The 24,989-nt window shown below is 40.7% G+C and carries 18 protein-coding genes, 1 tRNA gene and 2 pseudogenes; 16 read left to right on the top strand and 5 right to left on the bottom strand.

Going from position 1 to position 24,989, the window contains the following annotated elements:
• Positions 1–96: 96 nt before the first annotated feature.
• A complete protein-coding gene (locus O3633_RS02420) occupies positions 97–855 on the top strand; it encodes a CPBP family intramembrane glutamic endopeptidase (RefSeq protein WP_371620254.1) in 759 nt (252 codons plus the stop codon).
• Positions 856–965: 110 nt separating this feature from the next.
• Here O3633_RS02420 and O3633_RS02415 read toward each other — a convergent pair whose 3' ends face one another.
• Positions 966–2,249 carry a uracil-xanthine permease family protein gene (locus O3633_RS02415; protein ID WP_371620253.1) on the bottom strand — a complete coding sequence of 428 codons (1,284 nt, stop codon included), beginning with the start codon at positions 2,247–2,249 and terminating at the stop codon, positions 966–968.
• Between the two features lie 370 nt (positions 2,250–2,619).
• Positions 2,620–3,333 carry a 16S rRNA (guanine(527)-N(7))-methyltransferase RsmG gene (gene rsmG, locus O3633_RS02410; protein ID WP_371620252.1) on the bottom strand — a complete coding sequence of 238 codons (714 nt, stop codon included), beginning with the start codon at positions 3,331–3,333 and terminating at the stop codon, positions 2,620–2,622.
• A 94-nt stretch (positions 3,334–3,427) separates the two neighbouring features.
• On the opposite strand from rsmG, the gene O3633_RS02405 reads away from it, so the two are divergent.
• The 3 genes and pseudogenes from O3633_RS02405 to tnpA all read left to right on the top strand — a co-directional run bounded on the left by O3633_RS02405 (position 3,428) and on the right by tnpA (position 5,535).
• A complete protein-coding gene (locus tag O3633_RS02405) occupies positions 3,428–3,988 on the top strand; it encodes a LemA family protein (RefSeq protein WP_371620251.1) in 561 nt (186 codons plus the stop codon).
• A gap of 1 nt (position 3,989) precedes the next feature.
• Entirely contained in the window at positions 3,990–4,889 is a 900-nt protein-coding gene (gene htpX / locus O3633_RS02400) for a zinc metalloprotease HtpX (RefSeq protein ID WP_371620250.1), read from the top strand.
• Positions 4,890–5,071: 182 nt separating this feature from the next.
• Positions 5,072–5,535, top strand: a pseudogene (tnpA, locus tag O3633_RS02395) (IS200/IS605 family transposase).
• Between the two features lie 151 nt (positions 5,536–5,686).
• Here the strand turns inward: tnpA and O3633_RS02390 are convergent.
• Both O3633_RS02390 and O3633_RS02385 read right to left on the bottom strand, forming a co-directional pair.
• Positions 5,687–7,246, bottom strand: a complete 1,560-nt coding sequence (locus O3633_RS02390) for an ATP-binding cassette domain-containing protein (protein WP_371620249.1) — start codon at positions 7,244–7,246, stop codon at positions 5,687–5,689.
• Positions 7,247–7,593: 347 nt separating this feature from the next.
• Entirely contained in the window at positions 7,594–7,923 is a 330-nt protein-coding gene (locus O3633_RS02385) for a helicase BlpT (protein WP_371620248.1), read from the bottom strand.
• Positions 7,924–8,090: 167 nt separating this feature from the next.
• Here O3633_RS02385 and O3633_RS02380 point away from each other — a divergent pair, with 167 nt between their 5' ends.
• The 7 genes from O3633_RS02380 to O3633_RS02350 all read left to right on the top strand — a co-directional run bounded on the left by O3633_RS02380 (position 8,091) and on the right by O3633_RS02350 (position 17,365).
• Positions 8,091–8,633 carry a YceD family protein gene (locus O3633_RS02380; protein ID WP_371620247.1) on the top strand — a complete coding sequence of 181 codons (543 nt, stop codon included), beginning with the start codon at positions 8,091–8,093 and terminating at the stop codon, positions 8,631–8,633.
• Positions 8,634–9,263: an endonuclease III gene (nth, locus tag O3633_RS02375; protein ID WP_371620246.1), complete on the top strand. Its 630-nt coding sequence runs from the start codon at positions 8,634–8,636 to the stop codon at positions 9,261–9,263.
• 209 nt (positions 9,264–9,472) lie between these two features.
• Positions 9,473–9,994: a bifunctional pyr operon transcriptional regulator/uracil phosphoribosyltransferase PyrR gene (pyrR, locus tag O3633_RS02370; RefSeq protein ID WP_371620245.1), complete on the top strand. Its 522-nt coding sequence runs from the start codon at positions 9,473–9,475 to the stop codon at positions 9,992–9,994.
• Between the two features lie 17 nt (positions 9,995–10,011).
• Entirely contained in the window at positions 10,012–10,950 is a 939-nt protein-coding gene (locus O3633_RS02365) for an aspartate carbamoyltransferase catalytic subunit (RefSeq protein WP_371620244.1), read from the top strand.
• Between the two features lie 34 nt (positions 10,951–10,984).
• A complete protein-coding gene (locus O3633_RS02360) occupies positions 10,985–12,064 on the top strand; it encodes a carbamoyl phosphate synthase small subunit (protein WP_371620243.1) in 1,080 nt (359 codons plus the stop codon).
• A gap of 448 nt (positions 12,065–12,512) precedes the next feature.
• On the top strand, positions 12,513–15,689 hold the full coding sequence (gene carB / locus O3633_RS02355) for a carbamoyl-phosphate synthase large subunit (RefSeq protein WP_371620242.1): 3,177 nt from the start codon (positions 12,513–12,515) through the stop codon (positions 15,687–15,689).
• A gap of 341 nt (positions 15,690–16,030) precedes the next feature.
• Complete coding sequence (locus O3633_RS02350; protein ID WP_000094598.1) at positions 16,031–17,365, top strand: Nramp family divalent metal transporter; 1,335 nt, start codon at positions 16,031–16,033, stop codon at positions 17,363–17,365.
• A gap of 282 nt (positions 17,366–17,647) precedes the next feature.
• Here O3633_RS02350 and O3633_RS02345 read toward each other — a convergent pair.
• A tRNA-Ser gene (locus O3633_RS02345) sits at positions 17,648–17,735 on the bottom strand.
• Between the two features lie 161 nt (positions 17,736–17,896).
• Between O3633_RS02345 and O3633_RS02340 the strand changes: the two genes are divergently transcribed.
• The 5 genes and pseudogenes from O3633_RS02340 (at position 17,897) to O3633_RS02320 (ending at position 24,920) form a co-directional block, all read left to right on the top strand.
• Positions 17,897–18,637, top strand: coding sequence for a DeoR/GlpR family DNA-binding transcription regulator (locus tag O3633_RS02340; protein ID WP_000920622.1), 741 nt, complete (start codon positions 17,897–17,899; stop codon positions 18,635–18,637).
• Positions 18,634–19,545: a 1-phosphofructokinase gene (gene pfkB, locus O3633_RS02335; RefSeq protein WP_371620241.1), complete on the top strand. Its 912-nt coding sequence runs from the start codon at positions 18,634–18,636 to the stop codon at positions 19,543–19,545. Before O3633_RS02340 ends, pfkB begins: the two co-directional genes overlap by 4 nt.
• A pseudogene (locus tag O3633_RS02330) lies at positions 19,542–21,496 on the top strand (PTS fructose transporter subunit IIABC). The gene pfkB and the pseudogene O3633_RS02330 overlap by 4 nt, the downstream one beginning before the upstream one ends.
• 173 nt (positions 21,497–21,669) lie before the next feature.
• The gene (locus O3633_RS02325) at positions 21,670–22,458 is read left to right on the top strand and encodes a HEAT repeat domain-containing protein (RefSeq protein WP_371620240.1); all 789 of its coding nucleotides are present in this window, start codon (positions 21,670–21,672) and stop codon (positions 22,456–22,458) included.
• A 131-nt stretch (positions 22,459–22,589) separates the two neighbouring features.
• A complete protein-coding gene (locus O3633_RS02320; RefSeq protein WP_371620239.1) occupies positions 22,590–24,920 on the top strand; it encodes a DNA translocase FtsK in 2,331 nt (776 codons plus the stop codon).
• Positions 24,921–24,989 lie beyond the last annotated feature (69 nt).

Raw genomic sequence — 24,989 nt, 5'->3', positions numbered from 1 at the left:
ATAAGGCTGTTTTTTAATCTTCTAGCAAGATGGTTCATATAACTTTAAGAATGAATGGTTATAATTAATCCATACATTTAAAGATAAGGAGGAAATATGAATTTGCTACAAAGTATTAATCCTGCTAAACCTCTAAGATACTTAAAATGGTTCGATATCCTCATCATCACTGTTTTAATGTTTGGAGAGTTTATCATTCGTTCTACCCAGCAATTTATGGAGAGTTTATCGCCTTCAACTCTTACTAGTGTCGCAGAAACTACGACAAATGTAGCAAGTGATGGAGCAGCTTATTCTAGTAATTTCAATTTTCAATTGATGATGTTAGGGATTACCTTCCTTTATCTTGTGATTCGAAATTATGATTTTAAACAACTTCCTATACGTTGGAACTGGTCTGTTTTAATTTGGGTTCCCCTTATCTTTGCTGTAGTTGGGATATTCGGTGATATCATTACAACACTTAGTGGTGAGTATAATTATTTTAATCCTCAGTTGATTCCTTTTATAGACCCTATGGAAATCATTCGAAAATTCATGGCTTTAACGCCAATGGCGATTTGCTATGCTTTACTAAATGGTTTTTATGAAGAATTTTTCTTCTTAGGCTTACTGACTTCAGTAAAAGAAAAGCACAAGTGGTTAGCTCTAGTCTACTCGGTAATTATACGGATTTCTTTCCATACCTATCAAGGATTGCTTTGGGCCTTGGTTATTGGGCTTGTTTATGGTCTCTTTTATTATTTCTTGTACAAGTATGTAGTCAAGAATTTACTGCCATTCTTTCTCATGCATGCTCTCGCAGATATGTTTGGTTCAAGTCTCTTGTATCTCTTGATTGCTTGGGGAAATTAAGAAATCAAACTTTTTGACAACAGTCCAATGAGTCACTGTATCAAAGGTTTCTTGTTCATAAAAACGAGGTCGGGATTTTTGGTCCCGACCTCTTGTTGATTCTATATGGATTAGTCTTTGTTTTCGTATGGCAAGATCAAGTTTAGGATGATACCTGTCATAGCTGATAGGGCAGTACCTGAAAGGGTAACTGGTCCAAGTTTAAGGATAGCACCACCAAGTCCAAGCACCAACATAGCACTTGCGATGATAAGGTTACGCATTTGGCTAAAGTCAACACGTTCTTTGATCAAGACTTTCAAACCGTTACTTGCGATAACCCCGTAAAGAAGGATAGACATACCACCAAGTACAGCGTTTGGAATTGTTGAAATCAAGGCAGTAAATTTACCAAGGAAGCTAAGGGCAATTGCGATAAAGGCAGCGTTACGGATAACTGAGACAGAAGCGATACGAGTCATACCGATAACCCCTGTATTTTCACCGTAAGTTGTATTGGCTGGTCCACCAAGGAAGGCAGAAACTGAAGTTGCGATACCATCACCAAGAAGAGTACGGTGTAGACCAGGTTCTTTCAAGAATTGGCGTCCACAGATTTGACTTAAAACGGTATGGTCTCCGATATGTTCAGAAATCGTTACGATTGCGATTGGTAAGATGGCAATTGTTTCAGGACCGAAGTAAAGGTTGTATTGTTTGAAGGCACCACCTGTATTGAATGGTAGGTAGAAACCAGGGATTTCAAACCAGTTTGCTTCAAGAACAGGAGTGAAGTCAACCAATCCAAGTGCTAGGGAAAAGAGGTAACCACCGATAATGGCAAATAGGAATGGGATGATTCGTAAGAAGCCTTTTCCTTTTGTATTAATAAAGGCAGCAATCAAGAAAGTAACAACGGCTACAAGAGCGTTTTTCCAATTTCCGTCCGCTACAAGACCAGCGTTGGTAACAGCTGAACTAGCAAGTCCAAGACCGATAACGATGATCATAGGACCGATAATGATTGGAGGTAAGAGTTTGTCGATCCACTTTGTACCTGCAAAGCGAACACTTGCAGCAACAAGGACATAAACAAAACCAGTCAGAATAACCCCTGTCTGAGCAGCAGATACATCGCCACCCATTTCTTTCATGGCAAGTGACATAGCTGTGATAAAGGCAAAAGAAGAACCCAGATAAACTGGAACTTTAAAGCCAGTAGAGATCATGTAAATGAGTGTTCCTACACCTGAAGCAAAGAGGGCAACGGATACAGGCATTCCCAAGATCAAAGGTACCAAGATGGTTGCACCAAACATAGCAAAAACGTGCTGGAAGCTGAGAAGAATTCCCTTACCAGCAGAAGGACGTTGGTCGACGTCTAATAACAAATCAACAGTTGATTCTTGTTTCATAAATACCTCACTTTTGGGCATCAAAAAAAGAGCCCATTATTTTGCAGCAATAGGCCCTCAGAGTAAGACTTTTTAAAAAATGGCTATCTTTTAAAAATTTATATAAATCTGCGCCTTCGTCACCTCACAGGATGACATTAAAAACCTTTGCTTAGGATAGTATAGCAGAAAAAATTCGTTTTGTAAACGAATTTTTCCCGAGTCGAGAAACAAAAAAGCGAGGCAGATTTTGTAAATCATTTTTTCCCGAGCCTAGAAATAAGAAAGCAAGGTTGGTTTTGTAAACGAATTTTTCCTGAGCCTTGAAATAAGAAAGCGAGGTTGATTTTGTAAATTGTTTTCTGAACTTTAAACAAGGGTGCACCATTGTTTAAAGCGGGCGTTTATTTGGCATACCTGCTTTTCTTGGGTATTTATTTGGAGTTTCTTTTTTCTTTTCTACTATAGTAATATAGCGAGGGTCTCCATTGGGAAGAGTATAGCTGATGTTGTCCTCAACTTTGCTAAAGAGAAGGTTAAGAGCATTTTTTGCCTCTGTCAATTCCTCGGGTACATTGCTTGCCTTGAGTGCTAGTAATTTTCCACCGACTTTTAGAAAAGGAATGGTTAATTCAGATAAGACCTGCAGACGAGCAACTGCTCGAGCTGTGACGATATCAAACTGAGCACGAAAATTCTTGTCTTGACCGAAATATTCTGCACGTCCATGATAGAAGTGAACATTTTCTAACCCTAGTTCTTGGGCTAATAGATTCAGAAAGTTGATTCGTTTATTGAGGGAATCAATAATGGTCACATCTAGTTGAGGATAGAGGATCTTCATCGGAAGGCTAGGAAAACCTGCTCCAGCACCAATATCTAAGAGTTTAATGGGCTGGTTTTCAATCAATCCCTGTAAAATAGGAGCGATGGAATCATAGAAGTGTTTGAGATAGACTTCTTCTTTTTCTGTAATAGCAGTTAGGTTGATTTTTTCATTCCATTCGACCAAGAGTTCAAAATAACGCTCAAATTGAACTTTTTGCTGGTCAGAAAGATGGATATCTTGTTCAGCTAGCAGTTGATAAAATGTTTCTGGTTTCATAGTAGTTTCCTTCTTTAGTATCATCTTATTTTACCACAAAAAGATGGAAATTTGATATACTGGTACTAATCTAAAAGCAGAAAGGAATTATATGATGACTTGGATTATTCTTGGAGTTCTTGCTCTTATTGTTATTTTCGTAATTGTTAGTTATAACGGTTTGGTTAAAAATCGCATGCAAACCAAGGAGGCTTGGAGCCAGATCGATGTTCAGCTGAAGCGTCGCAATGATCTCCTTCCAAACTTGATTGAAACAGTCAAAGGCTATGCGAAATATGAAGGTTCTACCTTGGAAAAAGTGACAGAACTTCGTAGACAAGTAGCCGTAGCAACGTCACCAGCTGAAGCTATGAAGGCTAGTGATGCCCTTACTCGCCAGATTTCTGGTATCTTTGCAGTAGCAGAGAATTACCCAGACTTGAAGGCTAGTGCTAACTTTATCAAATTGCAAGAAGAGTTGACCAATACAGAAAATAAAATTTCCTACTCTCGCCAACTCTACAATAGTGTTGTTAGCAACTATAATGTTAAATTGGAGACTTTCCCAAGTAATATCATCGCGGGACTATTTGGCTTTAAAGCTGCAGACTTCCTTCAAACACCTGAAGAAGAAAAGGCAGTACCAAAGGTTGATTTTAGTGGTTTAGGTGACTAGGATGTTGTATGATCAAATCGCGAGTAATAAGCGAAGAACTTGGATTTTACTACTAGTATTCTTTTTACTTTTGGCTTTGGTTGGATATGCAGTTGGTTACCTCTTTATGCGGTCAGGTCTTGGTGGCTTAGTTATAGCTCTGATTATCGGCTTTATCTATGCCTTGTCCATGATTTTTCAATCGACAGAGATTGTCATGTCCATGAATGGTGCGCGTGAGGTAAATGAGCAGACAGCACCAACTCTCTATCATGTCGTGGAAGATATGGCTATGGTGGCGCAAATCCCTATGCCACGTGTCTTCATCATCGATGATGCCAGCTTAAATGCCTTTGCTACGGGTTCAAATCCCCAAAATGCAGCGGTAGCAGCAACGTCAGGACTCCTTGCGATTATGAATCGTGAAGAGTTAGAGGCGGTTATTGGTCATGAAGTCAGTCACATTCGTAACTATGATATTCGGATTTCTACGATCGCGGTTGCCCTCGCCAGTGCTATTACACTTTTATCAAGTATGGCTGGACGCATGATGTGGTGGGGAGGTGCAGGCCGTGGTCGTAGAAGTGATGACCGTGATAGTGGTGGACTTGAAATTATTATGCTAGTTGTTTCTCTTCTTGCAATTGTTTTGGCTCCCCTAGCAGCAACCTTGGTACAACTAGCCATCTCTCGTCAACGAGAATTTTTAGCAGATGCTTCAAGTGTGGAGTTGACTCGTAATCCTCAAGGCATGATCAATGCTCTTCGAAAGCTGGACCATAGTCAGCCTATGAGTCGTCATGTGGATGATGCTAGTAGTGCTCTCTATATCAACGATCCTCAAAAACGAGGTGGGTTACAAAAACTCTTTTATACCCATCCGCCAATCTTAGAACGGATTGAGCGTTTGCAACATATGTAAAAACATCCAGAGATTTTCTCTGGATGTTTACTATTATGTGACTTTTAGTCCGTCTCGCTCCGTTAGGTGCGAGACAAAAGAACCACCCGCTATGCGGGTGCGCATCGAAGGTTATACCAAAAAACTCCAAACGCGATACAATTAAGGTGTTCAAGCCAATTGTAAAGCGAAAGGAGAAAAATATGGCTCAAAAAGCACATAGTTTATCACACACAAAATGGATGTGTTATATCACATTGTGTTCACCCCTAAGTATAGACGAAAAGTGATCTATAATCAATATCGAAGTAGTTTGGGAGAAATATTCCATAGATTATGTAGTTATAAAGGTGTTGAGATTATCGAGGGCCATTTAATGCCAGATCATGTTCATATGTTGGTAAGCATTCCACCTAGAATTAGTGTTGCAAGTTTTATGGGATATTTAAAAGGGAAAAGTGCTCTAATGATGTTCGATAAACACGCCAATCTGAAATATAAGTTTGGGAATCGACATTTTTGGGCAGAGGGCTATTATGTTAGTACAGTTGGCCTCAATGAAGCCACAATAAAAAAATACATTCAGGAACAAGAGCGAAAAGATATTGCTTTAGATAAGTTGAGTGTAAAAGAATATGAAGATCCCTTTAGGGATGGTGGCAAGTAGTACGTACGCCTCTTTGAGAGGGTTGTGACGAGTCAAATGCAATAAGGCTTGAACAAAGTAAAAGCCAGCGTCTTTAGGCGCTGGCTAGTTATCTGGGCTTATAACCCTTGTACAAACCACCCGTTTGACGGGTGGTCATGATTTTCTACATTTATAAATCTTGTAAATCAACTATTTCTAAACCATTTTTTGTCAATCGATAGATGCTATTACAGACCTTTTTTAAGAAACGTCGATCATGCGAAACAGTAACCAGACCACCGGGATAATTGGCAAAGAGTTTTCTGATTTCTGGTTGAGAAGTTGGAGAAAAATTTCGTGTCGGTTCATCTAGAAGGAGAAAGTTTGGTTTTCGCAGAACTAAATTCAAAAGAAGGAGTTTACCTTGTTGACCACCAGATAAGGAGTGGATATGGTGGTGCATCTCTGGATAACTGAAATTGAGACTGGCTAAGTGAGATTGAATTTTCTGTAATTCCTCTTTGTGTCCAGTTTGGTTAAGAAATTCTACTGGAGAAAGATCCAAATTCAATGTTTCTTGGTAATCTTGTGGCATAAAACCAAGCGAAATATCTCTTTTGTCGCTTATTAGTTGCTGCAACTTGGCTAACAGAGTTGATTTTCCAACACCATTTGGCCCGATGATGCCGATTTTTTCTTGACCACGGATAGTTAATTGTAGCCCTTGAGCTAAAACACGCTCACCAATGGATAAAGTCTCATTTTCTAGTCGAAGTAAGACTTTAGAAGCCGCTAATGGTTGTATATCTGAGAAGAAAAGTTGGATTTGTTCCTCTTCAAGTGGCTTTTGGGTCATGGACTGAGCTGCTTTTTCGTAGCGTTTTTCTTGAGAGAGAACATTTTTCATCTTTTTAGCTAGTAGGCGCCCAGCAACATCATTTTTAGTGTTTCGCAAGGCATTTTCTACATTTTGCTTAACTCGGCGATGTTTTTCCATGGTTTTGTCATAGGCTCTCTGGTCGTTAGCAGCTTGCTGACTTTGTCTTGCAAAATTAGCCTTTCTCTGCTCACTATAGCGATCATAGTCTAAATGCTCGACTAGCGTTTCTGCTTCTTTCCGATGCTTGACCAGTCGCAAGTGGACAATAGTATCTGCCGTTTGAGAGAGGAAGTCTTCATCATGGGAAATGAAAATAACAGTTTGCCTGGTCTTTTGAATCTGACCTTTTAGCCAATCAACCGTCTCAAGGTCTAGGTCATTTGAAGGTTCATCTAAAAATAGAATCTCAAAAGGTTTTGCTAACTCATGGATGAGCTGAATTTTCAAAGCTTCGCCCCCCGAGAGACTCCCAATTTCTTGGTTGCTAGCAAAACGGTCGCTATCAAAATGCGACTCCTCAGCCAAGCGATAGAGAATACTGTAGTCTAATTCAGTAGAATCCCAAAAGAAGTAGTCGTGTAGAGATTTTTTCTTCAGTTCTTCAGGGAGATGTTGGGGAATGTAGGCCATGGCCTGAAGGTCAGACTGGATTTCTCCCCTGATAGTGAAATCAGCTAATCTTTCTCCCATTAAAGCTCGAAGCAAGGTTGATTTGCCATTTCCTTCTTCCCCAATAATAGCAACCTTCTCCCCGTCTTGGATAGTCATGGTTAGGTCAGATACAAGATCTCGGAGATCTTTGTTTTGTGTGATGGTTAGATGATTAATTTTTATCATATTATTGCCCTTTCTAGAATGTCCACATTGCATAACAAAAAGCTCTACTTTACCTAGTAGAGCCCAAAGTCTATGTCAAAAAAACTCTTTTAATACTCTTCGAAAATCAAATTCAAACCACGTCAGCGTCGCCTTACCGTACTCAAGTACAGCTTGCGGCTAGCTTCCTAGTTTGCTCTTTGATTTTCATTGAGTATAAAATGCCAGAAGAAAGAGCATAAAAGAGCACACAAAAAGAGACAGAAACAAGATCTACTAAATAAAGGTTCTTTATTTGATAGACTTAGTTGTTCATGTCTCCCTTACCTCCGAGTATTGTTGCAATCATCATACTCTTTTTGAGAAATTTTGTCAAGATTAAGCCAGAAAATCCTCTATTTTTAAAAACCAAAAACAGGTCCATAGAGTGTCAAAACGTGCTTAACTTGATCGTAGTGGAACTTGTCATAGTTTCGCCAAGCAGTGCGAGTTTGCTCATTCAGTTTAAGTGTGCCAAGACCAATCAAGAGACTGGTACGTTCGTAAAATATCTCAAGATCAATTAAGATAGAGTTATCTAGTTTCTCAGCCTTTTTGAGTTGATTGAGAAGCTGGTCAATAATTTGTTGCAAGCGTAGATCATCAGGCAATCCTTGTTTGCAGGTTTGGTAAGCTTTATTTAACTCGGAAATGAGTTGATAAGCTTCTAAGATTAGTTCTTTGTCTTCCATATGAGCGTCCTCCTTTGCTCATGTATTGATGTCTATAGTATAGCACAAAAAATAAATTTGTCATAATAAATATATAAAAAACTAATAATATTTAAAACAAGGTCTGCAGCGATTAAATTAAGTGATTTCATGGTATAATCAAGATAGTAAATCTTTATGGAGGAAGTATGAAATTAAATATTCAAGAAATTCGTAAGCAGCCTGAAGGCTTGCACTTTGAGCAGACTTTAGACTTAGCAGCTGACTTGCGTTCCCGTAATCAAGAAATTTTAGATGTAAAAGATATTGTTACGGTAGGAAAGGTTCAGTACGAAGACCGTATGTTTTTCCTAGACTATCAATTGTCTTATACAATCGTTTTAGCTTCTAGTCGTAGCATGGAACCGGTAGAATTGAAAGAGTCTTATCCAGTAACGGAAATCTTTATGGAAGGTGCTACCAATCAACTGGACCAAGAAGTTCTAGATGATGACTTGGTTTTACCGATTGAAAATGGGGAAATCGACCTGGCTGAAAGTGTTTCAGATAATATCTTGCTCAATATTCCAATCAAGGTCTTAACAGCTGAGGAAGAAGCTGGTCAGGGATTTGTTTCTGGAAATGACTGGCAAATTATGTCTGAGGAAGAGTATCTAGCTCAACAGGCAGTCAAGAAAGAAGAAAATAGTCCTTTTGCAGGTTTACAAGGACTGTTTGACGGAGACGAATAGATGGTTTTATCCAAGAAACGTGCCCGTCATGTCATTGAGGAAATCATCGCTCTTTTTCCAGATGCAAAACCAAGTCTAGATTTTCGAAATCATTTTGAACTTCTGGTTGCTGTTATGCTGTCTGCTCAGACGACAGATGCGGCAGTCAACAAGGCTACACCTGGACTTTTTGCGGCCTTTCCAACCCCGCATGCTATGGCAGATGCAAGTGAGAGTGAGATTGCCTCGTATATTTCTCGTCTTGGGCTTTATCGAAATAAAGCTAAGTTCCTTAAGAAGTGTGCCCAGCAACTACTGGATGATTTTGATGGTCAAGTCCCTCGGACTAGAGAAGAATTAGAGAGTTTGGCAGGAGTTGGGCGTAAAACAGCTAATGTAGTAATGAGTGTAGGATTTGGGATTCCAGCCTTTGCGGTGGATACCCATGTGGAGCGCATTTGCAAACACCATGATATTGTTAAAAAATCAGCTACACCATTAGAAGTTGAAAAACGTGTCATGGATGTCTTACCACCAGAAGAATGGTTGGCAGCCCATCAGGCTATGATTTACTTTGGTCGTGCTATTTGTCATCCGAAAAATCCAGAATGCGAACACTATCCACAATTGTATGATTTTAGTTCATTATAAGGACGAGTATTGAATGTTTTTACTTGCTTTGGACTAGGCTTTGTGATATAGTAATGACAATAAAATATTCCTTTAAACCTGTCCCGTGAGGCAGGCAAGGAGCTCGATTAAGTAGAAGGGTAAGTCTATACTGTTTACAGTAAGGCTCGCTTAGTTATACATTCTCAAGTCTCCTTGAAAAAGGAGACTTTTCTTTTTGGAGGTTTGTCATGAAGACAAAAGAAGTTGTAGACGAATTAACCGTCAAGCGAGCGATTACTCGGATTACCTACGAGATTATCGAGCGAAATAAAGATTTAAACAAGATTGTATTGGCTGGGATAAAAACACGTGGTGTCTTCATTGCTCACCGTATCCAGGAGCGTTTGGAACAACTGGAAAATATCTCTGTTCCCATTGTAGAATTAGATACCAAACCTTACCGTGACGATGTCAAAAGTGGTGAAGATACTTCCTTAATTTCTGTTGATGTGACAGATCGCGAAGTCATTTTGGTGGATGACGTACTTTATACAGGTCGTACAATCCGAGCTGCTATCGATAACATTGTCGGACATGGTCGCCCAGCGCGCGTGAGTCTTGCGGTACTGGTTGATCGTGGACATAGAGAATTGCCAATTCGTCCAGACTATGTTGGGAAAAATATTCCAACTAGCCGTTCTGAAGAAATCATCGTTGAGATGACAGAACTTGATGGCCAAGATAGAGTTTTGATTACTGAAGAAGCTTAATAGCTAAAGGAGTAGCCATGTCAGAAAATCAACAAGCACTCAAACATGTGGTGTCCATGGAAGATCTCACTGTGGATCAGGTTATGAAATTGATTAAACGAGGGATCGAGTTTAAAAACGGTGCTCAGTTACCCTACGAAGACCATCCGATTGTTTCAAATCTTTTCTTTGAGGATTCTACACGAACGCATAAGTCCTTTGAAGTGGCAGAGATTAAATTGGGATTGGAACGACTTGACTTTGATGTAAAGACAAGTTCAGTCAACAAAGGTGAGACACTGTATGACACCATCCTGACTTTGTCAGCACTTGGTGTAGATGTCTGTGTCATCCGACACCCAGAGGTGGATTACTACAGAGAGTTGATCGATAGTCCGACGATTACGACTTCGATTATCAATGGTGGGGATGGCTCAGGACAACACCCTAGTCAGAGCCTGCTTGATTTGATGACCATTTATGAAGAATTTGGCCGTTTTGAAGGGCTCAAGGTTGCAATTGCTGGAGATTTGGATCATTCACGTGTTGCCAAATCCAATATGCAGATTTTGAAACGCTTAGGTGCAGAACTTTACTTTGCAGGACCTGAGGAATGGAGAAGTCAAGAATTTGCTGACTATGGCCAGTTTGTAACTATTGACGAGATTGTTGACCAGGTGGATGTTTTGATGTTGCTTCGAGTTCAACATGAACGCCACGAAAGTGGAGCAATCTTCTCAAAAGAAAGCTATCATGCTCAACATGGCTTGAACCAAGAGCGCTATAATCGCTTAAAAGAAGAAGCAATCATTATGCATCCAGCTCCAGTGAATCGGGATGTGGAAATTGCCGATCATCTTGTTGAAGCTCCAAAATCACGCATTGTTCAACAAATGACCAATGGAGTCTTTGTTCGAATGGCAATCTTAGAATCCGTATTGGCAAGTAGAAAAGCCAAAAAAGACACAAAACGTTAAAAGACGCCAGTGAGCGTCCACGAGAGGTGAGAATATGACAAAAAGACTTCTAGTTTTAGAAGATGGCACCATTTTCGAAGGTAAGGCCTTCGGAGCAGATATTGATGTAACAGGGGAAATCGTCTTTAACACAGGGATGACAGGTTATCAAGAATCCATTACAGACCAGTCTTATAATGGACAAATCTTGACCTTCACTTATCCACTGGTAGGGAATTATGGGATTAACCGTGATGACTACGAATCTATCAGCCCTACTTGTAAAGGTGTTGTAGTATTTGAAGAAGCTCGTAGAGCCAGTAACTGGCGCAACCAGATGACGCTGGATGAGTTTTTGAAGTCTAAGAAAATCCCTGGTATTTCAGGTATTGATACACGTGCTTTGACAAAAATCATTCGCAAACATGGGACTATGAGAGCGACTCTGACACATGTGGGAGATAGTATCGATCACATCACAGATCAGCTTCAAGCAACTGTTCTACCAATTGACAATATCAAACAGGTTTCTACAAAAACTGCTTACCCAGCTCCAGGAGTAGGTTTGAGCGTGGTACTTGTAGACTTTGGTCTCAAGCATTCTATCTTAAGAGAGTTGTCTAAGAGAGATTGTAATGTAACGGTCGTTCCTTATACTACAACAGCAGATGAAATTCTACATTTGAATCCAGATGGTGTGATGTTGTCAAATGGTCCAGGTAATCCTGAAGATGTTCCACAGGCACTTGACATGATACGTGGAATTCAAGGTAAAATTCCGATTTTTGGAATTTGTATGGGCCACCAACTCTTTGCCATGGCTAATGGTGCTAAGACCTATAAGATGAAGTTTGGTCACCGTGGTTTTAACCATGCTGTTCGCGAGATTGCAACAGGGCGCGTGGACTTCACGAGTCAAAACCATGGATATGCAGTGAGTCGTGAAGATTTTCCAGACCATTTGATGATTACTCATGAAGAAATCAATGACAAGTCAGTTGAAGGTGTACGTCACAGATACCAACCAGGTTTCTCTGTGCAATTCCACCCAGATGCTGCACCAGGTCCGCACGATGCAAGTTATCTATTTGACGAGTTCATCGAGATGATGGAAGCCTTCAAACAAGCAAACTAAGAACGAGTAAAATCTCGTCGGAGAATTTATGTAACTGAACACGGACGGAAAGCTCGGAATTTAGAGAAACCAACTTGGATTGTCAATCCTTCCTTGGTTTCCTAAAATTCAATCGCTTTCTATTCGTCCTTTGTATCTTATTTAATGTCGCTCTGTGAGGCGACGAATAGAAAGGCAGGTCGTTTCTTTTAGTCGCTATCAGGCGAACTAAAAACTCCCTGCACTAGATTTTTTACCGAAAAGTATCGTTTCGCTAAAAAATCGTCGGAGAATTTATTTAATGTCGCTCTGTGAGGCGACGAATAGAAAGGAGAAGGGTGAGCCGTATTTGCTGAACTGAATACGGGCTACGGACGGTGCTAAAAAGATAGTTATTCCTAGAACTGACAGTTCTTCGTCATAACTCCTATTTTAGCTTTGTCCGCTTGACGCCCTTAATATCTTATAAATGCCTAAACGTACTGATATTCAAAAAATTATGGTGATTGGTTCTGGTCCGATTATTATTGGTCAGGCTGCTGAGTTTGACTATGCTGGGACTCAGGCTTGCTTGTCTTTGAAAGAGGAAGGTTATGAGGTTGTCTTAGTAAACTCAAACCCTGCAACTATCATGACTGATAAGGAAATTGCAGACAAGGTTTACATTGAGCCAATCACACTTGAGTTTGTAACTCGTATTCTCCGTAAAGAACGTCCAGATGCCTTGCTACCAACTCTTGGTGGGCAAACAGGGCTTAACATGGCCATGGAATTGTCTAAAAATGGCATTCTTGATGAATTGGGAGTAGAACTTCTCGGGACTAAATTGTCTGCTATCGACCAAGCAGAGGACCGCGATCTCTTTAAACAATTGATGGAAGAATTGAATCAACCGATTCCAGAATCTGAAATTGTTAACACTGTGGAAGAAGCCGTTGCCTTTGCAGCGACAATTGGCTATCCAGTGATCGTCCGTCCAGCCTTTACCCTAGGTGGTACTGGTGGTGGTATGTGTGCTAACGAAGAAGAATTGCGTGAAATCGCTGAAAATGGTTTGAAGTTGTCACCTGTTACCCAATGTTTGATTGAGCGTTCGATTGCTGGTTTTAAGGAAATCGAATATGAAGTCATGCGTGACTCGGCTGACAATGCCCTTGTTGTATGTAACATGGAAAACTTTGACCCAGTCGGGATCCATACAGGGGATTCCATCGTATTTGCCCCAGCGCAAACCATGTCAGACTATGAAAACCAAATGCTTCGTGATGCCAGCTTGAGTATTATTCGTGCCCTCAAGATTGAAGGTGGATGTAATGTTCAGCTAGCTCTTGATCCACACAGCTTCAAGTACTATGTCATCGAAGTAAATCCTCGTGTATCTCGTTCGTCAGCTCTTGCCTCTAAGGCAACAGGTTATCCAATCGCTAAATTAGCTGCTAAGATTGCAGTCGGTTTGACCTTAGATGAGGTCATCAACCCAGTTACAGGTTCAACTTATGCCATGTTTGAGCCAGCCCTTGACTACGTGGTTGCCAAAATTCCGCGCTTCCCATTTGACAAGTTTGAAAAGGGTGAACGCCGTCTTGGTACTCAGATGAAGGCGACTGGAGAAGTCATGGCTATTGGTCGTAACATCGAGGAATCTCTTCTAAAAGCCTGTCGCTCTCTTGAAATTGGTGTCCATCATAATGAAATGTCTGAACTTGCAGCAGTTTCGGATGATGCCTTGATTGAAAAGGTTGTCAAGGCCCAAGATGACCGTCTCTTCTATGTATCAGAAGCCATTCGCCGTGGTTATACACCAGAGGAAATCGCTGAGCTTACAAAAATCGATATCTTTTATCTGGATAAACTCTTGCATATCTTTGAAATTGAGCAAGAATTGGGCGCACATCCACAAGATGTAGCAGTCCTAAAAACAGCAAAATTGAATGGTTTCTCAGATCGTAAAATCGCTGAACTCTGGAATACTACAGCTGATCAAGTTCGCCAACTTCGTTTGGAAAACAAGATTGTCCCAGTTTACAAGATGGTTGATACCTGTGCGGCAGAGTTTGAATCAGAAACCCCATATTTCTATTCAACTTATGGTTGGGAGAATGAATCCATCAAGTCTGATAAGGAATCTGTACTAGTCCTAGGTTCTGGTCCAATCCGTATCGGTCAAGGAGTTGAGTTTGACTATGCGACTGTTCACTCTGTTAAGGCAATTCAAGCTGCTGGCTACGAAGCTATTATCATGAACTCGAACCCAGAGACAGTTTCAACCGACTTCTCTGTATCGGATAAACTTTACTTTGAACCATTAACATTCGAAGATGTCATGAATGTCATCGATTTGGAGAAACCAAAAGGTGTTATCGTTCAGTTTGGTGGTCAAACAGCTATCAACCTTGCTGAGCCATTAGCAAAAGCAGGTGTGACTATCCTTGGTACGCAGGTTGCTGACCTAGACCGTGCCGAAGACCGTGACCTCTTCGAACAAGCCCTCAAAGACTTGGATATTCCACAACCTCCTGGACAAACAGCAACCAATGAAGAAGAAGCAGTACTTGCTGCACGTAAAATTGGTTTCCCAGTTCTCGTTCGCCCTTCATATGTTTTGGGTGGACGTGCTATGGAAATCGTTGAGAATGAAGATGATCTCCGTTCTTACATGCGTACTGCGGTTAAGGCAAGTCCAGACCACCCTGTTCTTGTTGACTCTTATATCGTCGGACAAGAGTGTGAAGTCGATGCCATTTCAGACGGACAAAATGTCCTCATCCCAGGTATCATGGAGCATATCGAACGCGCTGGTGTCCACTCAGGTGACTCCATGGCGGTTTATCCTCCTCAAACCTTGTCGCAAAAGGTTCAAGAAACCATTGCAGACTATACTAAACGTCTTGCAATCGGCCTTAACTGTCTTGGTATGATGAACATTCAGTTTGTCATCAAGGATGAGAAAGTATACGTCATTGAAGTTAACCCTCGTGCCAGCCGTACCGTACCTTTCCTTTCTAAAGTAACCAATATCCCTATGGCACAGGTAGCGACTAAGTTGATTCTTGGTCAAAGTCTTGAAGAACTTGGTTACCAAGATGGACTTTACCCAGAAAGTAGTCGCGTTCATATCAAGGCACCAGTATTCTCCTTTACCAAACTAGCTAAGGTAGACAGCCTGCTTGGACCTGAAATGAAGTCAACAGGGGAAGTCATGGGTTCTGATACCACTCTTGAAAAAGCGTTGTACAAGGCCTTTGAAGCTTCTTACCTTCACTTGCCAACATTTGGGAATGTTGTCTTTACCATAGCAGACGATGCAAAAGAAGAAGCTTTGGAATTGGCTCGTCGTTTCCAAAATATTGGCTACGGAATCCTTGCTACTCAAGGAACAGCGGAGTTTTTTGCAAGTCATGGATTAAAAGCTCAAGTTGTTGGTAAGATTGGTGATGATGAGCATGATATCCCAAGCTACGTTCGCAAAGGGAAAATCCAAGCCATCATTAATACAGTTGGTACTAAGCGAACTGCTGATGAAGATGGTGAACAAATCCGCCGTTCAGCTATTGAACATGGAGTTCCTCTCTTTACAGCTTTGGATACAGCAGATGCTATGCTTAAGGTACTTGAAAGCCGTAGCTTCGTTACAGAAGCAATTTAGTTTCTTGGTAAATGATCTAAGTATCTTTTATCCAGCGTCAAAAGACGCTGGTTTTTCCTCTTTCATAGAGAAATCGAGTTAGAAAAAATAGTTACAGTTCGTCATTAAATGCCAAAGTTTATCAATAGATTTATCATTAACGTTAAGTGAGTAGACTTATTCTGACTTTCCCTAAAATTTTGTTGAATTTTATGATATAATAGGGGTAAATTGAGAAAATGAGCAAGTATTTTCATAAATCTTTTCAAAAAGTCTCTTAACTTTTGGATATAAGTTAGTGAACTCGGATTCTCAATATTTGAATAGTAGGAAAAGACAAGATTAGAAAGAGGTAAGTATCTATGTCTTCTCATAAAAAAGTGTCACTCTCTGAGATCAATCAATCTATCGATACTCCAAATAACAATCATTTCTGGCAAAATTTAAAGGCCTTCTTGGGTCCAGGTGCCCTCGTGGCAGTTGGTTATATGGATCCAGGAAACTGGATTACCAGTGTAGTCGGTGGTGCTTCCTATAAGTATAGTCTCTTGTTTGTCATCTTGATTTCATCTCTCATTGCCATGCAACTTCAGCAGATGGCAGGAAAGTTAGGGATTGTAACTCAGATGGACCTGGCTCAAGCAACAGCTCATCATTCACCTAAATGGCTTCGTTATAGTCTATGGGTGATTTTGGAGTTGGCCTTGATGGCGACAGATTTGGCAGAAGTTTTAGGTTCAGCCATTGCCCTAAATCTTCTCTTTAAAATTCCGATTATGATAGCTATCCTCTTGACAGTTTTAGATGTCTTTCTCTTATTGCTCCTGATGAAGTTTGGCTTTAAAAAGATAGAAGCTATCGTTACCACGCTAATTTTAACCATTCTAGCAATCTTTACCTATCTGGTAGCTTTGTCACATCCAAGCTTCCAAGGAATCGTTGAAGGTTATCTGCCAAATGCAACCTTATTTGAGAGTCCTTTGCCTGGGCATGAAAGTCAATTAACCTTGGCGTTAGGTATCGTGGGTGCGACAGTGATGCCCCACAACCTCTATTTGCATTCTTCCTTGTCTCAGACTCGGAAAATCAATCACAAAGACAAGAATGATGTTCGAAAAGCCGTGCGCTTTATGACCTGGGATTCTAATCTCCAATTATCCTTGGCCTTTGTGGTTAACTCCCTTCTTTTAATCTTAGGGGCGGCCCTCTTTTTCGGACATGCATCTGAGATTTCTGCCTTTTCTCAAATGTATAACGCCCTGCAGGATTCAACCATCGCGGGAGCTATAGCTAGCTCAACCTTATCAACCTTGTTTGCCTTGGCCCTATTAGCCAGTGGTCAGAATTCGACTATCACAGGTACCTTGACAGGACAAATCGTTATGGAAGGTTTCTTGCATATGCGATTGCCTCAGTGGTTCATTCGTTTGGCGACTCGTCTCTTTGCCTTACTGCCTGTTATGATAGTAGCGGTTCTGTTTGGTCATCAGGAAAAAACCTTGGATCAGTTATTGGTTTATTCACAGGTCTTTCTTTCAATCGCTCTTCCATTTTCAATCTTTCCTTTGATTTATCTAACTTCTAAGAAATCACTGATGGGAGAATTTACCAATGCCAAGTGGAATACTATCCTTGGTTATATTGTTTCCATTATCTTAACTGTTCTCAATGTGAAATTGCTATTTGATATTTTTTAAGACCTTTTAACATGAAGTAGAAAAAATCACCCTAGAGTTAAAGTCTGGGTGATTTTTTTCAATCCTAATCTTAGACGAAAATCCATTATAAAAAGAGGCTGGGACAAAAGTCCTAGCCTCCCAATTGTCTTTGGATTGTCGAGCAAGACGCAGTGGTTGAGTGGGCTCTACTACGCTGATTTCATCAGCTTTTACAGCCCTACTCAACTGTGCGGAGGTGGGACGACGAAATCGAATTCTAACGAATTACCGATTTCTGTCCCACTCTCTACACTATAGCAACGGAAGACATGGGATTCGAACCCACGCACGCTTTCACACGCCTACCGCGTTTCCAACACGGCCTCTTAAGCCTCTTGAGTAATCTTCCAATACTTACTAAAATAGTTTAACATAAAGGGAACTATCTTGCAAATAAAATTCAAACAATTGGCAAAATGATAGAAAATGAAAGAAAATGATAAAAAGTGCTTGACTTTGCTATTTTTTGTGGTAGAATGATTATTGTAATCGTTAACAGGAGGTGAGTAAGTGCTAAAAACTGAGAGAAAAAAGTTGATTTTAGAGGAGCTAGGCAAACATAAAGTCGTTACTTTAGAGAAATTAGTAGGCTTGCTAGATACTTCAGAATCAACAGTTAGACGCGATTTAGATGAATTGGAGTCTGAAAATAAACTTCGCCGAGTGCATGGAGGAGCAGAGTTGCCTCACTCTTTGCAAGAAGAAGAAACCATTCAAGAGAAATCTGTCAAAAACCTTCAAGAAAAAAAATTAATTGCGCAAAAGGCAGCTTCCCTCATCAAAGAAAAAGATGTTATCTTTGTGGATGCAGGAAGTACAACAGCCTTTCTCATTAAGGAATTGGAGCGAAAAGACATTACTGTTGTGACTAACTCCATTCACCATGCGGTTCAATTAGTGGATAAGCAAATCCCAACAGTCATTATCGGTGGTGGAGTCAAGATGACGACTGATGCCAGTATCGGTGGTGTCGCGCTTAATCAGATTAACCAGCTTCACTTTGACCGTGCCTTTATCGGAATGAACGGTGTGGATGAAGGTTATTATACAACTCCAGATATGGAGGAGGGAGCTGTTAAGCGTGCTATTCTAGAAAATGCCAAACAAACCTATGTTTTGGCGGATTCGTCTAAGGTTGGTCAGTCTTGTTTCGCTAAGGTCGCCCCTATAAAACGAGCTATTGTGATTACAAGCAAGGGTCACGAACTCTTGCCAGCTATCAAAGAAAAAACGGAGGTTATCGAAGTATGATTTATACAGTCACACTAAATCCATCTATTGACTACATTGTCCGTCTGGATAAAGTGGAAGTTGGTAGTGTCAATCGTATGGACAGTGATGATAAGTTTGCTGGTGGTAAGGGAATCAATGTTAGCCGTGTCTTGAAACGCTTGGATATTCCAAATACAGCGACAGGCTTCATCGGTGGCTTTACTGGAAAATTTATCACAGATACTTTAGCTGAAGAACAAATTGAAACGCAATTTGTCCAAGTGGCAGAAGATACGCGTATCAATGTCAAGATCAAAGCAGACCAAGAAACAGAAATCAATGGGACTGGTCCTACTGTTGAAGCTGAACAACTTGAAGAGTTAAAAGCTATTCTTTCAAGTTTAACAGCAGAAGATACAGTTGTCTTTGCGGGTTCGAGTGCAAAGAACTTAGGCAATGTTATTTACAAAGATTTGATTGCCTTGACTCGTCAGACGGGCGCTCAAGTGGTTTGTGACTTTGAAGGTCAGACCTTAATCGATAGTTTGGATTATCAACCTCTTTTGGTCAAACCAAATAATCATGAACTTGGAGCTATCTTTGGAGTCAAACTTGAAAGCTTAGATGAGATTGAAAAATATGCTCGTGAGTTGCTGGCTAAAGGTGCTCAAAACGTTATTATCTCTATGGCTGGTGATGGTGCCCTTCTGGTAACATCAGAGGGAGCTTACTTTGCTAAATCGATTAAGGGAACCGTGAAAAACTCAGTGGGTGCTGGTGACTCGATGGTTGCTGGATTTACGGGTGAGTTTGTCAAATCAAAAGACGCAGTAGAAGCCTTCAAATGGGGAGTGGCTTGTGGAACAGCAACAACCTTCTCAGATGACTTGGCGACTGCAGCATTTATTAAAGAGACTTATGAAAAAGTTGAGGTAGAAAAAAGATGAAAATTCAGGATTTATTGAGAAAAGATGTCATGTTGCTTGATTTGCAAGCAACTGAAAAAACAGCAGCTATCGAAGAAATGATTCATAGCTTGGTAGAGCACGGATATGTGTCAGATTTTGAAACTTTTAAAGAAGGAATCTTAGCGCGTGAAGCTTTGACTTCTACAGGTTTGGGTGATGGTATTGCAATGCCACACAGTAAAAATGCTGCTGTAAAGGAAGCAACTGTTCTATTTGCTAAGTCAAACAAGGGTGTTGACTACGAAAGTTTAGATGGACAACCAACTGACCTCTTCTTTATGATTGCTGCTCCAGAAGGTGCAATGATACTCACTTGGCTGCCTTAGCAGAATTGTCTCAATACTTGATGAAAGACGGCTTTGCTGACAAACTTCGTCAAGTAACATCAGCTGATCAAGTTATTGAACTCTTTAACCAAGCTTCAGAAAAAGCTCAAGAACCAGTACAAGTTTCTGCGAATGAATCTGGTGACTTTATTGTTGCTGTAACTGCTTGTACAACAGGAATTGCCCACACATACATGGCACAAGAAGCTCTTCAAAAAGTGGCCGCGGAAATGGGTGTCGGTATCAAGGTTGAAACCAATGGTGCTAGCGGTGTTGGCAACAAATTGACATCAGAAGATATTCGTAAGGCTAAAGCTGTTATTATCGCTGCGGATAAGGCAGTTGAAATGGATCGTTTCGATGGCAAACCATTGGTGAATCGTCCAGTAGCAGACGGTATCCGTAAGACAGAAGAGTTGATCAACTTGGCTCTTTCTGGAAATGCTGAAGTTTATCATGCTGCTAACGGAGCACAAGCTTCAACGGCATCTAACGAAAAACAAAGTCTCGGTGGTGCTTTCTACAAACACTTGATGAGTGGTGTATCACAAATGTTGCCATTCGTTATCGGTGGTGGTATCATGATTGCCCTTGCCTTCTTGATTGATGGTGCTATGGGTGTACCAAACGATAGCCTCGGAAATCTTGGATCTTACCATGAACTCGCTTCTATGTTTATGAAAATCGGTGGAGCGGCCTTTGGTTTGATGCTTCCAGTATTTGCAGGATATGTTGCTTACTCAATCGCTGAAAAACCAGGTTTGGTAGCAGGTTTCGTAGCTGGAGCTATTGCCAAAGAAGGTTTTGCCTTTGGTAAAATCCCTTACGCTCAAGGTGGTGAAGCAACTTCAGCTCTTGCAGGTGTATCATCAGGTTTCCTAGGAGCCCTTGTTGGTGGATTTATCGCTGGTGCCTTGGTACTCTTGGTTAAGAAATACGTGAAGGTTCCCCGCTCACTTGAAGGTGCTAAATCAATCCTTCTCTTGCCACTTTTTGGAACAATCTTGACAGGATTTGTTATGCTGGCTGTGAACATCCCTATGGCTGCTATCAACACCGGTATGAACAACTTCCTTGGTGGTCTTGAAGGTGGTTCGGCTGTCCTTCTAGGAGTCGTTCTTGGAGGAATGATGGCTGTCGATATGGGTGGACCTGTCAATAAAGCAGCTTATGTCTTTGGTACTGGTACGCTTGCAGCAACAGTGTCAACAGGTGGTTCAGTAGCTATGGCAGCAGTAATGGCTGGAGGAATGGTTCCACCACTTGCAATCTTTGTCGCAACTCTTCTTTTCAAAGATAAATTCACCAAAGAAGAACGTAACTCAGGTTTGACTAACATCGTTATGGGCTTGTCATTCATCACTGAAGGTGCGATTCCGTTTGGTGCGGCTGACCCAGCTCGTGCTATCCCAAGCTTTATCCTTGGTTCAGCGGTAGCAGGTGGACTTGTTGGTCTTGCAGGAATCAAACTGATGGCACCTCACGGAGGAATCTTCGTTATCGCTCTTACAACAAATGCCCTTCTTTACCTTGTCTTTGTCTTGGTAGGAGCACTTGTTAGTGGTGTAGTTTATGGTTACCTTCGTAAACCATTAGAAAAATAATCACAAATAGATTCAAATGACTGAACACGAAAGTGGGCAGTCATTTTTTTGATAATGAAGTTAGGGAGACCTATCTTTAAAGTGATATAATAGCAGTAAATATTAGAGAATTTTTCTTCATCCAAATGATAGAATGCTAAAGTTCTACAAATACCTTAGAGGAGAAAAGTGTCATGAGTTATTCTGGAAAAGAAACAATCGACAAATTAGTGAAAGAAAATATCCCTCACCAAAATCTTGCAAAAGAAGAGTTACAGAAGGTATATGCCAGCTTGGTGGAGGAGAATTTTCCTGATTCTAAACGAATTCATTTTATCGCTGATTTAGGCAGGAGTCCAGAAATTGCCTTTCATTTTGAGCTCATTTGCAACGATTGGGAGGAAGAAACTGACCTGAATTTTGAAGCGAGTTTTGACCAGCATGGACAGGAGGGAATAGACTATCTTTTAGAAACTCTCAATCAAGAGAAAGCAGAGAGACAACGCGTTTTGATTGTATATCTTCTAGCGAAAATCCTTTCCAAAGTTCGACATAGAGATTTTTATGCATCTTCTTGCAAGCAAGTACTTCCTGTTCTAATCTCTCTTTTAGCTAGTTCAGAAGCTTCGAATCGTAGAAAGCTAATCATTGCCCTAGGTTGGATTGGTTCAATAAGTGAGATAGAAATCTTAGGGCGACATCTCTTGACTGACAAAGATGCACTTTGTCGTGCCTGGTCTGCCAGTAGTTTGATGCAATTATCTTTTCATCAAGTTGAAAAAGAAGTCTTGATGGAGAAAACGAAGGATTTGTTTTGTGAAGCAATTGCAGAAGAAAAGGACTTTCGGGCTTGTGCTCTGATGATAGAAGCAGCTCAAGTTTTATTTGGGAAAAAATGGATTCCTACATCTGCTGTAGAGAAGTTGGAAATCGAAAAGATTGAGAAGGCAAGAAAATCAGCAATTAGATTTTTAAAGAGGTAGTGAGACAAGATTGTTGAAAAATCATATAGAATAGAAAATTCAGAAATATCAACGCAAGATGATTGTGTCTAGTAGATGCAGTCATTTTTTTGATTTCTCTAGATGTTTCTGAAATATGGTATAATAGAAGTATGGCAAACAAAAATACAAGTAAAACAAGACGGAGACCGTCAAAAGCTGAATTAGAAAGAAAGCAAGCTATCCAAAGGATGTTAATTTCCTTAGTCATAGCTTTTTGCTTAATGTTCGCTGCCCTGAAATTAGGAGCAGTGGGTCTCACCCTCTATAATCTCATTCGTCTATTAGTAGGAAGTCTGGCCTATCTGGTCATTTTTGTCGTTCTAGTCTATCTTTTTTTCTTCAAATGGATTCGAAAGCAAGAAGGTCTGATCTCAGGTTTTCTTTGCATTTTTTCAGGCTTATTGCTGATTTTTGAAGCTTATCTTGTATGGAAATATGGCTTAGAGCAGGCTGTCTTTAAGGGAACTTTAGCCCAAGTTTTGACAGATTTGACAGGCTTTCGTGTGACTAGCTTTGCTGGAGGAGGGCTGCTAGGTGTTGCCCTTTATATTCCAGTCGCCTTTCTTTTTTCAAATATTGGTACTTACTTTATCGGAGCCATCTTAATCTTAATCGGTGCTCTTCTAGTCAGTCCTTGGTCTGTCTATGATGTCGCTGATTTTCTTGGAGCACGTTTTGCACTTTGGATGGAGCGACGTGAGCAGAAGAAACAAGAACGCTTCATCAAACGGGAAGAAGAAAAAGCGCGTAAGGAGATAGAGGAGCAGGAGAGACTAGAAAAAGAACAAGCAGAGCAAGCCTTATTGGATATACCTCCTGTTGATATGGAAACTGGCGAGATTTTAGAAGCTTCCCCTGTTCACTTTGATGATTTACCATCCCTTCCAGAGGAAGAATGGATAGAACCTGAAATTATTCTCCCGCAAGCAGACTATGATCTTCCTAGCGAAGTTGATATTCCAGAGGAAGCTGAGTTCTTAGATGATGAGGATGTTGAAGTAGATTTTTCTGCTAAAAAAGCCTTGGAATACAAACTTCCAAGCTTGCAACTCTTCGCACCTGATAAGCCAAAAGACCAGTCAAAAGAAAAGAAAATCGTACGAGAAAATATCAAAATTTTGGAAGAAACCTTTGCGAGTTTCGGTATCAAGGTAACAGTTGAACGTGCTGAAATCGGACCATCAGTTACCAAGTACGAAGTAAAGCCAGCAGTTGGTGTTCGTGTCAATCGCATTTCCAATCTAGCAGATGACTTGGCTCTGGCCTTGGCTGCGAAAGATGTCCGTATCGAAGCTCCAATTCCAGGGAAATCCTTGGTCGGGATTGAAGTGCCTAACTCTGAAATTGCGACCGTATCTTTCCGAGAACTCTGGGAACAATCGCAAACTAAACCTGAAAATCTGCTAGAAATTCCCCTTGGCAAAGCCGTCAATGGTACAGCTCGCAGTTTCGACCTGGCTAAAATGCCTCACTTACTTGTGGCTGGTTCGACAGGTTCTGGTAAATCTGTTGCAGTCAATGGTATCATTGCAAGTATTCTCATGAAGGCACGTCCAGACCAAGTCAAGTTTATGATGGTGGATCCGAAGATGGTTGAGTTGTCAGTCTATAATGATATTCCTCACCTCTTGATTCCGGTCGTGACTAACCCTCGTAAGGCCAGCAAGGCCCTTCAAAAAGTCGTAGATGAGATGGAAAACCGTTATGAACTCTTTGCCAAAATTGGGGTTCGTAATATTGCTGGTTTCAATGCTAAAGTGGATGAATTCAATGCTCAGTCTGAGTACAAACAAGTACCTCTTCCTTTGATTGTTGTGATTGTCGATGAGTTAGCTGACCTCATGATGGTGGCCAGCAAGGAAGTAGAAGATGCCATTATCCGACTCGGACAAAAGGCGCGTGCAGCTGGTATTCACATGATTCTTGCGACTCAGCGTCCTTCAGTAGATGTTATCTCTGGTTTGATTAAGGCCAATGTACCGTCACGTGTAGCATTCGCTGTTTCTTCAGGAACGGATTCGCGAACTATCTTAGATGAAAATGGTGCTGAGAAATTGCTTGGTCGAGGGGACATGCTCTTCAAACCAATCGATGAAAATCACCCTGTACGCTTGCAAGGTTCCTTTATCTCGGATGATGATGTGGAACGTATTGTTAGCTTTATCAAGGCTCAAGCAGATGCTGATTATGATGAAAGCTTTGATCCCGGAGAGGTTTCTGAGACAGAAGGTGAGTCTGGCACAGGAGATGAAGGTGGAGATCCGCTATTTGAAGAAGCAAAGGCTTTGGTCATTGAAACTCAAAAAGCGAGCGCATCCATGATTCAACGTAGACTATCAGTTGGTTTTAACCGAGCAACTCGCTTGATGGAAGAATTAGAGATGGCTGGGGTTATTGGTCCAGCAGAAGGAACGAAGCCACGAAAGGTTTTACAACAATAAAAAACGTAAAAATAGTATAAAAATGCATGGAAACTTTATTGAAAAGTTAGTCAAAATGGTCTAACTTTT

This window comes from Streptococcus sp. 27098_8_22, from assembly GCF_041432415.1.
Classification (GTDB): domain Bacteria; phylum Bacillota; class Bacilli; order Lactobacillales; family Streptococcaceae; genus Streptococcus; species Streptococcus pseudopneumoniae_M.
Note: the sequence above shows the minus strand (reverse complement) of the source record. Positions and strands in the feature narration are given on the sequence as shown.

What these genes read in the sequence shown, in the direction of transcription:
- O3633_RS02405 (WP_371620251.1), top strand. Translation starts at nt 3,428, where the DNA reads ATGACTTGGATTATTCTTGGAGTTCTTGCTCTTATTGTTATTTTCGTA.
- rsmG (WP_371620252.1), bottom strand. Translation starts at nt 3,333, where the DNA reads ATGAAACCAGAAACATTTTATCAACTGCTAGCTGAACAAGATATCCAT.
- O3633_RS02390 (WP_371620249.1), bottom strand. Translation starts at nt 7,246, where the DNA reads ATGCAATGTGGACATTCTAGAAAGGGCAATAATATGATAAAAATTAAT.
- pfkB (WP_371620241.1), top strand. Translation starts at nt 18,634, where the DNA reads ATGATTTATACAGTCACACTAAATCCATCTATTGACTACATTGTCCGT.
- carB (WP_371620242.1), top strand. Translation starts at nt 12,513, where the DNA reads ATGCCTAAACGTACTGATATTCAAAAAATTATGGTGATTGGTTCTGGT.
- pyrR (WP_371620245.1), top strand. Translation starts at nt 9,473, where the DNA reads ATGAAGACAAAAGAAGTTGTAGACGAATTAACCGTCAAGCGAGCGATT.
- htpX (WP_371620250.1), top strand. Translation starts at nt 3,990, where the DNA reads ATGTTGTATGATCAAATCGCGAGTAATAAGCGAAGAACTTGGATTTTA.
- O3633_RS02320 (WP_371620239.1), top strand. Translation starts at nt 22,590, where the DNA reads ATGGCAAACAAAAATACAAGTAAAACAAGACGGAGACCGTCAAAAGCT.
- O3633_RS02365 (WP_371620244.1), top strand. Translation starts at nt 10,012, where the DNA reads ATGTCAGAAAATCAACAAGCACTCAAACATGTGGTGTCCATGGAAGAT.
- nth (WP_371620246.1), top strand. Translation starts at nt 8,634, where the DNA reads ATGGTTTTATCCAAGAAACGTGCCCGTCATGTCATTGAGGAAATCATC.
- O3633_RS02415 (WP_371620253.1), bottom strand. Translation starts at nt 2,249, where the DNA reads ATGAAACAAGAATCAACTGTTGATTTGTTATTAGACGTCGACCAACGT.
- O3633_RS02325 (WP_371620240.1), top strand. Translation starts at nt 21,670, where the DNA reads ATGAGTTATTCTGGAAAAGAAACAATCGACAAATTAGTGAAAGAAAAT.
- O3633_RS02360 (WP_371620243.1), top strand. Translation starts at nt 10,985, where the DNA reads ATGACAAAAAGACTTCTAGTTTTAGAAGATGGCACCATTTTCGAAGGT.
- O3633_RS02350 (WP_000094598.1), top strand. Translation starts at nt 16,031, where the DNA reads ATGTCTTCTCATAAAAAAGTGTCACTCTCTGAGATCAATCAATCTATC.
- O3633_RS02380 (WP_371620247.1), top strand. Translation starts at nt 8,091, where the DNA reads ATGAAATTAAATATTCAAGAAATTCGTAAGCAGCCTGAAGGCTTGCAC.
- O3633_RS02385 (WP_371620248.1), bottom strand. Translation starts at nt 7,923, where the DNA reads ATGGAAGACAAAGAACTAATCTTAGAAGCTTATCAACTCATTTCCGAG.
- O3633_RS02420 (WP_371620254.1), top strand. Translation starts at nt 97, where the DNA reads ATGAATTTGCTACAAAGTATTAATCCTGCTAAACCTCTAAGATACTTA.